Consider the following 14,059-nt stretch of genomic DNA (forward strand, 5'->3'; position numbering starts at 1 on the left):
GCGTTTAGATTTAACCCAAAATTGACATTAGTCCCCCATGGTGGACTGGGAAATCGGATGAGGGCAATTGACTCTGCGATTACATTGAGCCACAAATTGCAAAAGCAACTGACGGTGATCTGGCTGGAAAATACTCCTCAGTTAAGATGTCCATTTGATAAGTTATTTCAGCCTATCCCTCAGGTTAATATTACATCGCCTCAACTTACATCAATTTACTTAAATCCTCAGACAAATCACGGTTCAAGCCAGCTGAAGCAAAGTTTTTTATCCCTGACAGCTAAAGTCTTTCAACAAATCAATTTTCAAAAAGTTATTGACAATGATGAAGTGATTCAACTGATAAAAAATAATCGGCTAGAAACCCTGGCAAATTATCAAAGTCTGATGATTTGGACCGATCGCAGCTTCTACCCAGACAATACCTATGGGTTATTTAAACCCATTCCTGTCTTAGAAAAAGCAATTCGCACGCGGACGGCTGATTTTGGCAACTATACAGTCGGAATACACATCCGCCGGGGCGATCATCGTAAGTCGATTCAGCACAGTCCATTAGATTTATTTAGAGATGCGATCGCACAGGAAATCACTCAAAATCCAGACACAAACTTTTATCTGGCATCGGACTCACTACAGGTCAAGCATCAACTGATAAAAGAATTTGGTGACCGTATTATTACCCAGCTGGCAGCGACCAGTCGTAATAACGAACAAGGCATGCAAGCAGCCGTCCTTGATTTATATGCGCTGTCGCGTACACGCAAAATTTATGGGTCCTATTGGAGTTCTTATTCACGAGTTGCTGCCAACATTTCCAATATAGACCTCATTATTCTCAATGCCCCTACGCCTTAACTCATATTCCAATCCATTATGGTTTTCTCAAAACGTCATCGCCTGTTGATTTGTGGGTTCTATGGCCACCACAATTTAGGCGATGAAGCCATGTTGGCCGGTATGCTGCGGCTACTCCAACGTTGTTTAGGCCCAAATTATCTTGACCAGATTACGGTCTATTCTAATGACCCAGAAGATACAGCAATGCGCCACGGTGTGGCCACATTAGGCAATCAATTTCCCCGTCGTCGTCGTGAAAAGTGGATACAGTGGATGGACCACACGCTAGCGCTATGGCAACATCAATTTTTTATTTTGGGAGGCGGTGATTTGCTCCGAGACTCCTCCACTCGGGATGTCGCGACCACCTGGCTGCAGCCACTGCAGCGGGCAATGACGTTAGGCTGTCGTACCATCGTTCTCGGTATTAGTGTGGGAGAAATTTGGAAACCTCAAACCAAAATGGCCATTGTTGAGACTTTAAATCGGGTTAATCTGATTGCTGTTCGCGATCAAGGATCTCAAGAGAAGTTACAGCAGATGGGGGTCACTCGTCCTATATATGTGATCAGCGATTTGGCCCTGCAGTTGACGACAACACCCATGAATTTTGGATCTCAGGCAGTATCGGCTCCTCAGAGGTCGGCTCCTAAAATTGCAATTTCAATCCGCTCACTGACAGGCCGTTTGCCGGAGATAGATCAGGCGGTTGAACACAGGTTTTATCGTGAAATGGCACAGATTATTGACTATCTGGTTGAAACCAAAGGCGCGACTGTGTCACTGTTTCCCTTTCAAACCGAAAAGCCTAATGATCGGGGACAGGACAACGATGAAGACGCTATTAACGCCGTATTACAACGGAGTCGGCAAAAGCAGCACGTCACGGCTCATGGCGCATTTAACTCGGTGGAACAGGCGCTGGATGTTTTACAGTCGTTTGACTTAGTGATTGGCACTCGCCTGCATTCACTCATCTTGGCAGCAGGGTTAGGTATTCCCTTGTTGGCCGCTGTCTACGACCCAAAAGTCTCTGGTTTTATAACAGAAATTGAGCAGCAGGTCAACAGTTTTTCCATCCAGCAATTCACCCTGGACACTGTGAAACCTCGGCTTGAGGCTCTCCTTAGCCAGTCGTCGCAAAGTCAGCATCGCCTCATCCAAGCTGTTGAGCGATATCGTCAGCAAATGACACCGATTGAACGTAAACTTTGTCAATTATTAGATAGCTGATGGCGATGAGTCACTCCTCTGATAGTCACTCCACCGATAGCCAATCACTGGCTCCTATCTTTATCGTCGGTATGCCTCGCTCTGGGACGACGTTACTCACCAGTATGCTGTCAGCCCATCCCCGGATTGCGATCGCGCCTGAAACCCACTATTTTTCCTATTGGCTACAAGAGTATAAAACTCTCGACCTCGCATCCTCTAAAGACTTTGAACTCTTTTGGCAAGCCCTTAGCCGCAGTCAGAGATTCTCATATTTTGGGATTGATGCCAACAAAACACGAGAGCGAATCCTCTCAAAAGGTCCACCATCACACCAGCATATTTTATCAGGCTGGTTAGAAGAGTACGCCAACAACATTAATAAACCGCGCTGGGGCGAAAAGACCCCGTTGCACTACCAGAGCTTAGATCACATTCTTACCTGGTTTCCCAATGCCCGCGTCATCTGGATGCTGCGGGACCCAAGAGCAGTAACGGCCTCCTTGCAAAAGGTTCCTTGGGCCAGCAACTATATTCATATCCATGCCCAGCAGTGGCAAGCCAGCCTCACCAGGTTTGAACAAACCTGGCAAAAAGATGCACGCGTCCAGCTGTTACGCTATGAAAATCTTGTACAACAGCCTGAAACATCTCTCATAGCTCTGTGCCAGTTTCTTGGCGAGACCTATAGGACCGATATGTTAATAGCCCGCTCCGAAACTCATACTCCCTTGATCAATCGTCAGGGTTGGGCTGTTCAACATTTAGAATCAGCTCTACAGCCCATATCAGCCCATGCCCTTAATAAATGGCACCATGAGCTCGCCAGTCATCAAATTGAGATGATCGACTCGCTGACATTTCCTGCTGCTGCCAAATACGGCTACACTACACACACATCCAACCCAGGTCCCTATGCCCGCTTCAACCTCAACCTCGAAAAGTTACAAGTAAAAATTGATCGTAAGCTCAGCTATTGGCAAACAAAATGGATGAAACGACCCAAGCAATCAGGAAAACACATTGGCGCAGCCCCTGAATAAGTCAATCTGTGTCTGGAAATACCATTGATTGACCAATAATCGCGTAATTACAGGTTTATAGGGCATGAGTCAACTTTAGTCATCAGTTCTTTATGTTTTTCTAGGATTTAGCAAAAAAATCAAGGTTTTATCACTTAAAGACCCTTGATATCTGGACTTATCCCTTCTAACGTCCTATTATTAGGACCGAATAAATAATTCCCCTTAAGCGCATCTGTTGAACGCCTGCGTTTTAATTCACTTGCATGGTCCTTTTTAAGCATCAGTTACAGGTTTATCTCAACTTCGTCCGTGCTCAATCAAATCATGCCCCTCAGAAATTTATTATTTTTGGTCGCGGACGCTCAGGTAGCACAACCCTTGTAAGTTTACTCAATTGTTTACCTGAAATTGATTGCGACGGTGAAATCCTGGCTCAGCCCGTTCTCTGGCCACAGCTGTATCTTAAAGCCCGTGCTGCCCAAGCCCATAACTCCGTCTATGGGTGTAAGCTCTTGAGCTATCAGCTCCGAGATACCCATCAGATTCGGCAAGGTTCAGATTTTTTATACGAACTCAGCCAGGCAGGGGTTTCTATTTTGTACCTGCGACGAGAAAACCTGTTGGAACACGCAATTTCCAACATTCGTGCCCGTAGCTTTGGGTTTCACCAGAGTAAGTTTCACCAGAGCAACTTCAGGACAGGGGTGCAGCAGGAAAAAATTTATGTGGAACCCAAGGCCGTAGTTGACTGGATGGAGAAAAGTCAACGTCTCTGGGAGTACGAGCTCTCCTTGTTGAGAGATATCCCATATATGGCATTGACTTACGAGAAAAACTTGGCTAGTGAAACCCAGCATCAGCCTACTATTGACGCCATTTGTCGGTTTCTGGGGATTCAATCGACACCCGCGGTCAGTAAGTATCAAAAAGTTTCACCGCAAACCTTACAAGCATCGGTGGAAAACTATGGTGAGCTGGTTTACTATCTAAAATCTACGCCTTACGAACGCTACCTCGACGTCTGCCCGGCACTTTCAACAGCTGCATGTTAGCGTCATCCATTAGCTTAGTTACACTTGATCTACGATTAAACTTGGAGTGCTTCTGTGGAGAAAGCTTCAGACTTTGATCTGGGTGATATGGCAAAGGCCGGAAAAATGAGGATGGAGGCACGAAAGAGAGGCCTGCAGTAATAATGTTTCCAAGCTCTCAACTGTCTGAACCAAGCCACTATTTGCTATATCTATAACTTGATTGCTAGCGAAACCTTTAGCTTATGAGCAGTATGCGTCAGGCAGACGCCTTGCCGTTGACCTCGGAGCATCGCACTCTTTTTTTAGTGCAGGTAAAACCGTATCCCCTCAGCGGTGGTGTTTCGTTACGTAATTGGCAAAATATTAATCTTTTGGCTCAACATGGTGCAGTGGCTATTTTTTCCATGGCTAAAGGGGATAGCCAGCCAACATCACTGCCACTCAAGGTTGATTGGCAACATTTTGATCTATCGGCACCATCGCGTCCGCTTTGGGAAAAGGTGCAGCGTCGTCTCTGGCGGCTACGGTCCACTGGTCATGCCCGTGCTGATTGGCTCTACACTCAAGCTGCGGCTGAGCAGCTGCGCCGAAAAATCGCAACCTATAAGCCGACGCTGATCATTGTTGAGGAGATTTGGTTATATCGTTATCTGCCCATTTTGCAACAGGCTGGATGTCCGCTCATTTTGGATAACCACAACGTCGAAGGGGATGAGAGTCGCTATCAGGGTGTTGATGCCATGACGCCTCAGATGTTGGCTAAAGTACGACGCATTGAAGAAAATTTGATTCGGGCTGTGGATCAAGTGTGGCTGTGCAGTCAAACAGATGTGGACTGTTTACAGACGCTCTACCCTACGGGGAAAACCGCAGCCTATGTGGTTCCCAATGGGGTTAATCCTGACGACTACACACCCAGAGATTGTTTACATGCCCCTGTGGCTGAAGATCTCAATACCTTAATCTATTTGGGGCGTTTTTCTTATTATCCTAATGCTGAGGCGGCCTCTATTTTGATCAATCACATCTATCCAGCTCTTCAAAAAAATGTGGGTAATTGCCAACTTTTGTTGGTGGGTTGTGATCCGACGGAGGAAATGCTAGCAGCAGCTCAAATTGATCCACACATTATTGTGACGGGAGCAGTGGAGGATGTTCGTCCTTATCTGGCACAAGCAACGATGATGGTAGTTCCTCTACAAAAAGGCAGCGGTACTCGACTTAAACTTTTAGAGGCGTTTGCCGCTAAATGCCCGGTTATCAGTACGGGAAAGGGGGCGGAAGGGCTTGCTGTTGAAGATGGAAAACATTTACTTTTAAGAGACTCTTCCGCTGCTATGGTGGAGGCAATTCAGCAATTATGGCAGCAACCTCAAATTGCTCAAACATTATCAGAGCAGGCCTATGAGCGCTTTTTAGAATATTACAGCTGGTCTGCTATTGGTCAGCAGATTCGTCACTCTCTAGCACAGCTATCGAGATCATAAACTCACTGGTGCTTAGACCCATGCCCCAACTCCAGGCAATTCATGAGCCGCCTCGTATCAGCGTTGTCGTACCGCTATATAACAAGGCAGCCTACATAAAAGAAACCTTGAGTTCAATTTTGAGGCAGACCTTACCACCTAGCGAAGTGATTGTGGTCAACGATGGCTCTACAGATGAGGGACCTGAGTTAGTCCAAGCGATTGATGACCAGCGGCTTCAGGTGATTCATCAGGATAATCAAGGGCCTGGGAGTGCGCGTAATCGCGGTTTGCTGGCAGCAAGTTCTCCTTATGTTGCTTTTTTGGATGCTGACGATGAATGGCTGCCTAATTTTTTAGAGGTGACGCTCAATCATTTGCGCCAGAATTCTGACTGCGCCCTGTGTGTGACGGGACAATATCGGGGGGAACAGCGTTCTGATTGGCGCAATGTGTTGACACCCCTAGGATTGACGTCTGGTCGGTGGCAGCTGTCGTCTGAACTATCCACAGATCAATATAAGCCCAATATTGACTTGCTCCATTCAGGGGCAATTGTGTGCGATCGCACCATCATCCAACACTTTGGTGGTTTTTATGACAAGCATCGCTGCACCTACGGCGAAGACATTTATCTATGGCTCCAGATCATCCTCAACTATCCCATTTACCGAGATCTGCGGCCACTGATGTGGTATCACACTGAAGCGTCTGACCTGGCCGTTTGGAATCAGGTACGTCCTCCCTGGCCAATGCTGTTAGAGCCTGAGCCCATCCGCCGTCGTTGTCCTGAAAGCTATCGACCGCTTCTAGAAAATATCTTAAACACCTATGCTGCCATTGCAGCGTATCGAGCCACTACTGCCGAAGATTTAACCACAGCTAATCAGCTATTTAAGGCATTTCCCGATGCTCGCCAACAAATGTTTCAAGACTGGCGCAAACGGGTGGACTACTTAATTGCCAATGTGCCTAACTTGCGACGAACATTAAAGCGGTTTAAACCCGATGGATAGGGCAGACACTATAATTTCAACCTCGATATTGCTGTACTACCTGGTCATAGATCGTCTCTAACTGCCGGGTATTTTTTTTCAAATCGAACTTTGCAGCTACATGGGCCTGCCCAGCCAGGGCAAACCGTTGGCGCAGGTTTTCATCTTCTAGTAGTCGGATTAAATTTTTGGCTAACTGATCGGTGTCTTTTTCCGATGCTAACAATCCAGTTTCGCCATGGACAACCGCTTCAGGAATTCCCCCGGTGGCAAAACTCACCACCGGTAGCCCCATGGCCTGGGCTTCCACAAATACCATACCCAACCCTTCAGCATCTCCAGAGCGAGCAATAACGCTGGGTCCACAAAACACTTGTGCCCGATTCATCCAATGACGTACTTGTTCAGGCGGTTGTTTGCCTAAAAAGACGCCCTGTACTGCAAGCTGGTCGGCCAGGGTTTGAAGGTGAGATCGCAGAGGCCCATCTCCAATCACCACTAACCGCACCGTAGGCAACTGACGCTGAACTGCAGCCATGGCCCGCACAAGATACTCTCCACCTTTTTTCTCAACTAATCGACCCACAAACAGCACTATGGGCTCGCGGATTTGGTCAACCCGAGGACAAAACAACTGGCGATCGATCCCAATATAGTGGACGACGATTTTATCGGCAGTGCCTCCCCTGAGCAGCAGCTGATCCCGAATAAACTGAGATACGGCAATGAGACGATGGGCAACTACCATTGCCCGGTCTCGTTTATGTAACAGCAAGGCCCTAAAAAAATCACCCTGAGTACGCACCGTTGTCCAGGCCGGTGTATCCCACGTGGCGTCATAGCCATGAAAGGTGACCACCAGCGGCAGCGCCAATTGTTGACACAGGGGAAACACCAATCCTCCATCACTGCCAAAATGAGCATGCACTAATGCTGGCTTCAGCTGCTTAAGTCCCTTTAACCAGCGGGGATGACTAATGCCACCAAACTTATACAGCCCCCTCCATAAACGACCTGAAACAGCATAATCCTCCAAAACACAAGTCTGCTGCTGATTTTGAAGACTCTCTGTTAAGCGGCTGGTCCCCACATAAATTGGCCCATAGTGAGACAGACTATCTCCTTGGGCGGGAATAAATGTTTCTGAATAAGGTAAGAGCTGATCACGATAAATTAAAATCGTGGGCATAAAGAAAAACTCCAGCGGATATCCGTTAACGCTGGCTAGCTATTTATTAGAATTTAGGCAATTAGATAAGGCAGTTGATTGCTTAGTTAAATCGTTTTTTGGCTTGCGATCGTTGGTGGGTTGGAACCTAGCAGCAAGCGTCTCTCGGTTCCCAGACAGGGACTTTTGCCAGGTATAAAACGGGCTCAACAAACTACTAATCAACAGCTGCAGTTCAGCTGCAGACACCACATCCCTGTGGAGATGACGATAGTGTTTAACCAGGTGCAACAGCAGTTTACGACTGTCATTCGCCATAAATAAAAGCACCCACAGTGGCCGTTTCCAGGGAGTTATACAAACCATACGAGTCACATATTTACTCAAACCAATCCCATGGAAAAATCGTAACAAATAGCGTCGCTCAAAACGCCAGCCTGGAATCTGATGCTCAATATGCATGAGCGGATTAAACCAGATTTCCCAGCCAGCTTTTTTTAAGTACAGCAACGCTTCAACATCTTCTCCCTTCAGGTGTAATGCATCACCCACCGGCCCCCGCAACCGCAACGGATAGGGGACATACTCCAGCCAAACCTGTCGTAAAATTACCAACCCAGCTCCAGGCGGAACCAAATTACTCATAGCTCGCCATCCCGTTGTAAAACAGATAGTTTCATCTCGTTCGACCACAGGAATAAATGGAGCAATTCGTTCAAAATTTGCAGGCGGCGTCATCTCGTAATTGGGATGGATTTGGCCACCAAATGCAGCCGCCTGAGGATGAGCACAGCCAAACTCATAGGCTGCCTGCACCCAGGTAGACGCTGGAATATTATCGTCATCCAAAAAACCAATCCAGGTGCCCCGCGCCTCTAAAATCGCGCGATTGCGAGCAAAGGACGCCCCCTGTCGAGTTTCTAATACGTACCTTAAGGGACACAATGTCCAGGTTTGTTGATATTCACGGACAATATCAACAGTCCCGTCAACGCTATTGTTGTCAACGATTATGACTTCCCAATTGATGCTATCAGAAATCACCTGGGCCTTAAGAGCCTCTAAAATCCTAGGTAATACTAAAGCACCGTTGTAAAGACGAATAGCAACTGAAAAATCAATCATAGATTTAGATAAAGCCACAATCGCCTCGGCATCTGCAGCAATTGATCTTGCTGAACTTGATTAAAAGCAAGGCTAAGTCTGGGGGAGTCCCCTAAAACAGTTTGGATTCCAACATTGCTAACTCATAGATAACAATAATAAATACATACTAATACCTAGGATAGCAATTCAAAATCACATAGACATTCGCCGTTGCCGCATCACAGGGAAGATAAAGATTAGACGTATATCTCTAGCTAATATTGCCCAATTGCCTACCTCTGACACACAGGAAACTCAGTATTTGTACGGTGAAATCAGTCATCTGGCACACTCACACTGCTTAAAAATGTTACGCTTTGCCCCTTTAGAATCAGTGAAACCTCAAAAGTTTACGGACACCTTACTGTTTTATTAAATCTTAGGGAATCGTGCACCTAATCCCTGGTGATGAGGGATCTTTGAGACCAGCAGATGACTACGTTAAAGCCCCTGACACAGACTAGTTAGAAATACTCTAACAGGTCTGGAACCAGGGGCTTATATGCTGTGATAGATATCGTTAATAGCGCAACTAACGCCAGCCGAATTATGTCAGGGCTTTCTTACTCATGCTGTACTTGCCGCCGCGACCACGATACCACTCATTAGTACGCGCACCAGCGGACAAGATATTGGAGACCCGGTTACGAGCTTTCAAGAAGGTTGCCTTAGGCATATCGCTCTTGAAGATAGCCTCCATCACTTCTGCAATTTTAAAGGCTTCATCGGGCTGAGCCTTCAAAATATTAGCAACAACATCAGGCAGAGGAGTCTTGCGGAAGGGGTCCTGAACATAGCGCTGCCAGTTAGGAGACTTGCCGCCACGGGGCTTGCGAGTAGTCTTAGGCGCTGGGGGCTCTGCCGCTGCTTTTGCTTTAGTAGCCCTAGCTTTGGGGGCTGCCTTTACTTTCGTAGCAGTCTTAGCAGCGGGCTTACGACCACGACGCTTGCCTGGCTTCTTAGCCGGAGCTGGCTCTTCTTCTTCCTCACTTTCGGTAACGCTGGCAACTGCGCTAGTCAGGATCTCAGTAACACTGGCGGCAACACCGTTGGTGCTTCCAGTGGACTGAAACATATTAATAACAGTCTTAAGACCTTCGCGCTGTTTCTCTGTAGCGGAAAGTTGATCGCTTAGTTCTTCAATTTGAGAAACCAGCTGAGATTCAACTTCCTTGAGCTGATCAAGGACATTAGTAGCCATATTTGGATTCAACCTCACTTTGTTGCAATGAATAGAGCAATATTTGAGAAGGACAATCTCACTTGTTTTTTAATTCTACAAACATATAGCACTAATTCAACAAGTTTTTAACACCAAAAAGATACCCAAACTCAAAAAAGTAATATCACTGAAGTTTTTTTGGCCCTGCCAACAACCTGATTTTTTGCTGTTAGCTGACGCTAACAGCCGCTGTTTTTTAGATAGTGGCAGCCGAGATACCATCCGATATCAATCTACGAAACCCTTGTTCAGCAATGAATTCAAGCCAAACAAACAAACAGGAACAGCTTTGGCATGAACTTTGTGAAGTAACCTTTCTGTCCTCTTACACAGGACGATCTGGATCTATCAGTCTTAATTATTTCCTGGGAAAGAATCATCAATATTTTTTTGGAAATTTTCAGGGTAGAAGAATGCAAACTGTTAACGGTGAACCAAGATCTTTGGTTTAAAAGAACAAAAGTAGTTCATGCGAACTACTTTTGTTCTTTTATGGAGTTGTCAGTCAGGCTATCCCCAACGCGTTGATGGCAAGTCAGGAGGAACATCCTGAAGTCGTCCAGGACCAATCGCTTTGATAGCCTCTGTCAAATTCACATCACCGGTATAGAGGGCTTTACCAACAATCACACCGCTCACTCCTAGGGGGGCAACACCTAAAAGACTAAGTAAATCGCTCATGGAACTCACTCCCCCCGAAGCGATGATCGGCGTATTAATTTTTTCAGCAAGTTCTCTAAGGGCATCTAAATTGGGGCCTTTGAGGGTGCCGTCTCGTTTAATGTCGGTGTAAATAATTGCAGCCGCCCCCAAGTCTCCCATGCGACCAGCCAGCTCATCAGCCATGACGGTCGAAGTTTCTACCCAGCCGCGGGTAGCTACTCGACCGTCACGGGCATCAATACCGACAAAAATGCGGCCTGGGAACTCACGGCTAAGTTCTCCCACTAAATCGGGCTGTTCCACCGCGACAGTGCCTAAAATAGCGTACTGCACTCCTAGATCAAACAAGGCCTGAACTCGATTGCGATCGCGTAATCCTCCCCCCACCTGCACAGGCACATTCACCGCCTTAACAATCTCGGTAATGGCCTGCCAGTTCTCAGGTTTACCGGCTTTAGCACCATCTAAATCCACCAGATGAATGCGAGAGGCTCCCTGCTCAGCCCAGCGACAAGCAACAGCGACCGGATCATCATCAAAGACTTGGGATTGGTCATAGTCTCCTTGAAATAAACGGACACAGCGACCGCCGAGTAAATCAATGGCAGGGATCACATCCATAGTTGAATTTACCGTTACATAAGGGTGAGCAATGGTTCAAATTGTACAGAAAAAGGGGGAAGGACAGGAGACTGGCGGTAGGAGACATCGGGCCAAGGATCTTCTGTCTTTCCCTGATATATGGGTATTTCGAGATCTATATGGCGATCAACAAGCCGCGCTAGTCCCCTAGAGATTGTCCGTAATGTTATCTAAGAGCTTGGTAATCTGGTCACGATCTGGAGCGCTCGGACTGTGGTTCAGATAGGTTTCCAAGTCACTACGGGCAGCCAATAGATTTTGGAGTTGATAGTGAATTAACCCTCGATCGCGACTGTTACCAGGTTCATTGGGAAACAGCAGCAGCAGATAATTGAGGATTGTCAAGGTATGGGGTAAGTCACGCCGATTTAAGTAAATCAGCTTTAGATTGTTGAGCAACCGAGCTAAGAAAGCCTTAGCATTAATGGGAACCAGATAGGCCGGACTCCAGGCGGCATTACCCCCATAGAGTCGCTGAAAAATAGCCTGACAGTCAGGGGCAAACAGAACTTCTCCCTGGTTAAACGGATCGATGTAGATATCCATATCTGCCACCGTAGGCCGAATTAAAAAATGTCCTGGCATGCCCACACCTACCATGGGCAAATCAAGCCGCTGAGACACTTCTAAATACACCAGCGCCAGGGTAATGGGAATTCCTAAACGTCTTTCGAGTACTCGGTTGAGATAACTATTTTCGGGATCGTAGTAGTCAATTTGATTACCGCTAAAGCCGAGTTCTACGTAAAGATGTTGGTTAATAGTCTGAATCGTTTTGAGTGGATAGCTGGAAATCTTGGGTTTAATAGCGATCGCAATGTCATTTAGCTGTTGATAATACACAGCGGGATCAAGATCGGGATACATTTCTTGCGCCGGACAAAGGGCGGCAGCAGCTAGATCCAGCGTGGGTTGACTGATGAGATGGCGAAACCGCTGTTGGGCTTGGGAGAAGCGCAGGGACATGGAGACGGGTGGGGGTAGAGAGGCAGAGAAGAGGCAGGCAGGGGAAGTGGGGAAACACGGGAGGTGAGTTTTGAGCGCCTGATTGATCGCTGTTTGATTTTCCCGATTCCCTACCGTCAACTTTTTGCTGAGTGAGTGTTGTGATCGCTACCGCTACCGTAGATCAAGGACTCTCTCCAACGTCGCCAGTAGTAACTGGTAGACTGGCTGGGAGTGGCGGCCAGAAGCTGGTTAAGGGCACTGTAAACGGCCAAACTTAGGTAATGTCCTGTCCAGTCTAAAACAGCTGGAATGCCAACTTGGGGCAAAATCTTAGCCACTAGCAGCGGATGATAGATGGAGGTGCGTAGCAATGTTTTGGCCAGGGGTAAAAACTGGACAACATCCTGGAGAAATGGGCGAAGCACCGGATCACCCAAGGCCGCCATATCTTGAAAGATGGTAGTGAGCAGAGTGTTGATTTGGTCTTGATCCAGGGACTGATCTACCTCCAGACTCATGGCTTTTTGAAACAGCCAGGTGACAGCAATGTTGGGCTGATAGGGCTGTAACCAGCTGAGGGCCGATGCGTTGAGCTGATCTTGCCGTAGAGCATCATCAATCCCCTCACTCAGACGACCCAGGTGTCGAATCATCGCCCCAAATCCACCAAAACTCAGGGGAGATTGGTGGCCACTGGCATCACCCACAGCCAATAGTCGGTTCCAGGGAAAGCGGAGGGGACTGTTGCGGTAGGCTGGGAAAAAGCCAAACAGGGCACGTTTGAACTGTAGCTGTTCCAAGGGCACCCCTTGATAGTCAGGCAGAAGCTGAAAGTAATCTTCAAACAGATCCCTGAGGGTAATGCGGTCGGGATGGGCATCGAGATAGGTAAACAAATAGGTGGTGCGGCCATCGCGGGCGGGAAAAGCCTCCCAAAAATATTGACACTGGTGTTTAATCGGCGTAAATGAGGCGATTAGATCACCGGTTTGGTTATTCTGATAGCCCGTAGCACAGGTACCCACAACAAGACACACCGCGTCCGGGGGATGGCCCTGGCGAGCTTGCTGCACAATCGGGGAGAAATGTCCCATTGTGTCAATTAACAGCCGCGTGGTTAAGGTTTTTTCGCCAGCAGTGACCTGCACGCCGTTGGCAGCCACCCGCGCCGAGGAGAAGGGGGTCTTTTCCATGAGCTCTCCCCCGGCAGCTAAAAACACCTGTTTGAGGGTTTCTAGCAGATATACCGGGTCAACACCAACATTGAGGACATCGCGCACCCAGAGATCTTCACCGCCCTCAAAGTAGATGCGGGCTGGATTATATTCAGTTGCGATCGCAGTCTCTAGCTGGACTTCACTCAAAAGACCCAGATCAACAAACGTCCTTAACTCACTACGAGAAATATTCCACTCTTGCTCCCGCCCTTTCAGGATATTTCGTTCCAATAAAGCTACCCGCCAGCCGCGACTAGCCAGGGTAGCACCCAACATGATGCCAAGGGTGCCACCACAGATAACGACATCGTAGGGATCAGCCGGAAGCTCTAATGGCTCAGATTGAGTGGAGACTACATCGGGTACAGGAATCTTGCCATGGCGGTAGTTATGCCAGAGCGTATCCGCCCGCTGAAGACCTAGGTAAGGATTACCAGGAAGGGATTGCAGAATAGTTTGAGTGTGGGACATGGTGGTTGAA

At 47.5% G+C, this 14,059-nt stretch carries 13 protein-coding genes; 7 read left to right on the forward strand and 6 right to left on the reverse strand.

Going from position 1 to position 14,059, the window contains the following annotated elements; all coding sequences use genetic code 11:
• Positions 1-57 precede the first annotated feature (57 nt).
• The 6 genes from N836_RS49230 to N836_RS49250 all read left to right on the forward strand — a co-directional run bounded on the left by N836_RS49230 (position 58) and on the right by N836_RS49250 (position 6,593).
• Positions 58-858: a glycosyl transferase gene (locus N836_RS49230; RefSeq protein WP_023072130.1), complete on the forward strand. Its 801-nt coding sequence runs from the start codon at positions 58-60 to the stop codon at positions 856-858.
• An 18-nt stretch (positions 859-876) separates the two neighbouring features.
• Entirely contained in the window at positions 877-2,073 is a 1,197-nt protein-coding gene (locus N836_RS49235; protein ID WP_023072131.1) for a polysaccharide pyruvyl transferase family protein, read from the forward strand.
• 5 nt (positions 2,074-2,078) lie between these two features.
• Positions 2,079-3,095, forward strand: a complete 1,017-nt coding sequence (locus N836_RS49240) for a sulfotransferase family protein (RefSeq protein ID WP_161634957.1) — start codon at positions 2,079-2,081, stop codon at positions 3,093-3,095.
• Positions 3,096-3,340: 245 nt separating this feature from the next.
• Positions 3,341-4,129, forward strand: coding sequence for a nodulation protein h (locus N836_RS0137710; protein WP_023072133.1), 789 nt, complete (start codon positions 3,341-3,343; stop codon positions 4,127-4,129).
• A 224-nt stretch (positions 4,130-4,353) separates the two neighbouring features.
• Positions 4,354-5,598 (forward strand): glycosyltransferase, encoded by a 1,245-nt coding sequence (locus N836_RS49245; protein WP_081716836.1) that lies wholly within the window; start codon positions 4,354-4,356, stop codon positions 5,596-5,598.
• 20 nt (positions 5,599-5,618) lie between these two features.
• Positions 5,619-6,593, forward strand: a complete 975-nt coding sequence (locus N836_RS49250; protein ID WP_023072135.1) for a glycosyltransferase family 2 protein — start codon at positions 5,619-5,621, stop codon at positions 6,591-6,593.
• Positions 6,594-6,609: 16 nt separating this feature from the next.
• On the opposite strand, the gene N836_RS49255 is transcribed toward N836_RS49250, so the two are convergent.
• From N836_RS49255 to hisA, 4 genes are all read right to left on the reverse strand, one after another.
• A complete protein-coding gene (locus N836_RS49255; RefSeq protein ID WP_023072136.1) occupies positions 6,610-7,761 on the reverse strand; it encodes a glycosyltransferase in 1,152 nt (383 codons plus the stop codon).
• Between the two features lie 39 nt (positions 7,762-7,800).
• The gene (gene hpsE, locus N836_RS49260) at positions 7,801-8,865 is read right to left on the reverse strand and encodes a hormogonium polysaccharide biosynthesis glycosyltransferase HpsE (protein WP_023072137.1); all 1,065 of its coding nucleotides are present in this window, start codon (positions 8,863-8,865) and stop codon (positions 7,801-7,803) included.
• A gap of 568 nt (positions 8,866-9,433) precedes the next feature.
• The gene (locus N836_RS49265) at positions 9,434-10,087 is read right to left on the reverse strand and encodes a hypothetical protein (RefSeq protein WP_023072138.1); all 654 of its coding nucleotides are present in this window, start codon (positions 10,085-10,087) and stop codon (positions 9,434-9,436) included.
• 531 nt (positions 10,088-10,618) lie between these two features.
• Positions 10,619-11,392: a 1-(5-phosphoribosyl)-5-[(5-phosphoribosylamino)methylideneamino]imidazole-4-carboxamide isomerase gene (gene hisA, locus N836_RS49270; protein ID WP_023072140.1), complete on the reverse strand. Its 774-nt coding sequence runs from the start codon at positions 11,390-11,392 to the stop codon at positions 10,619-10,621.
• A gap of 31 nt (positions 11,393-11,423) precedes the next feature.
• On the opposite strand from hisA, the gene N836_RS76440 reads away from it, so the two are divergent.
• The gene (locus N836_RS76440; RefSeq protein WP_023072141.1) at positions 11,424-11,564 is read left to right on the forward strand and encodes a hypothetical protein; all 141 of its coding nucleotides are present in this window, start codon (positions 11,424-11,426) and stop codon (positions 11,562-11,564) included.
• Here the strand turns inward: N836_RS76440 and N836_RS49275 are convergent.
• Both N836_RS49275 and N836_RS49280 read right to left on the reverse strand, forming a co-directional pair.
• The gene (locus N836_RS49275) at positions 11,561-12,379 is read right to left on the reverse strand and encodes a SirB1 family protein (RefSeq protein WP_023072142.1); all 819 of its coding nucleotides are present in this window, start codon (positions 12,377-12,379) and stop codon (positions 11,561-11,563) included. The two genes, N836_RS76440 and N836_RS49275, sit on opposite strands and share 4 nt — an antisense overlap.
• A gap of 116 nt (positions 12,380-12,495) precedes the next feature.
• Positions 12,496-14,049, reverse strand: coding sequence for an FAD-dependent oxidoreductase (locus tag N836_RS49280; RefSeq protein ID WP_023072143.1), 1,554 nt, complete (start codon positions 14,047-14,049; stop codon positions 12,496-12,498).
• Between the last annotated feature and the right edge of the window lie 10 nt (positions 14,050-14,059).

It is taken from the genome of Leptolyngbya sp. Heron Island J (genome assembly GCF_000482245.1).
Classification (GTDB): Bacteria; Cyanobacteriota; Cyanobacteriia; order Phormidesmidales; family Phormidesmidaceae; genus Leptothoe.

What these genes read in the sequence shown, in the direction of transcription:
- N836_RS49230 (WP_023072130.1), top strand. Translation starts at nt 58, where the DNA reads ATGAGGGCAATTGACTCTGCGATTACATTGAGCCACAAATTGCAAAAG.
- N836_RS49235 (WP_023072131.1), top strand. Translation starts at nt 877, where the DNA reads ATGGTTTTCTCAAAACGTCATCGCCTGTTGATTTGTGGGTTCTATGGC.
- N836_RS49240 (WP_161634957.1), top strand. Translation starts at nt 2,079, where the DNA reads ATGAGTCACTCCTCTGATAGTCACTCCACCGATAGCCAATCACTGGCT.
- N836_RS0137710 (WP_023072133.1), top strand. Translation starts at nt 3,341, where the DNA reads ATGGTCCTTTTTAAGCATCAGTTACAGGTTTATCTCAACTTCGTCCGT.
- N836_RS49245 (WP_081716836.1), top strand. Translation starts at nt 4,354, where the DNA reads ATGAGCAGTATGCGTCAGGCAGACGCCTTGCCGTTGACCTCGGAGCAT.
- N836_RS49250 (WP_023072135.1), top strand. Translation starts at nt 5,619, where the DNA reads ATGCCCCAACTCCAGGCAATTCATGAGCCGCCTCGTATCAGCGTTGTC.
- N836_RS49255 (WP_023072136.1), bottom strand. Translation starts at nt 7,761, where the DNA reads ATGCCCACGATTTTAATTTATCGTGATCAGCTCTTACCTTATTCAGAA.
- hpsE (WP_023072137.1), bottom strand. Translation starts at nt 8,865, where the DNA reads ATGATTGATTTTTCAGTTGCTATTCGTCTTTACAACGGTGCTTTAGTA.
- N836_RS49265 (WP_023072138.1), bottom strand. Translation starts at nt 10,087, where the DNA reads ATGGCTACTAATGTCCTTGATCAGCTCAAGGAAGTTGAATCTCAGCTG.
- hisA (WP_023072140.1), bottom strand. Translation starts at nt 11,392, where the DNA reads ATGGATGTGATCCCTGCCATTGATTTACTCGGCGGTCGCTGTGTCCGT.
- N836_RS76440 (WP_023072141.1), top strand. Translation starts at nt 11,424, where the DNA reads ATGGTTCAAATTGTACAGAAAAAGGGGGAAGGACAGGAGACTGGCGGT.
- N836_RS49275 (WP_023072142.1), bottom strand. Translation starts at nt 12,379, where the DNA reads ATGTCCCTGCGCTTCTCCCAAGCCCAACAGCGGTTTCGCCATCTCATC.
- N836_RS49280 (WP_023072143.1), bottom strand. Translation starts at nt 14,049, where the DNA reads ATGTCCCACACTCAAACTATTCTGCAATCCCTTCCTGGTAATCCTTAC.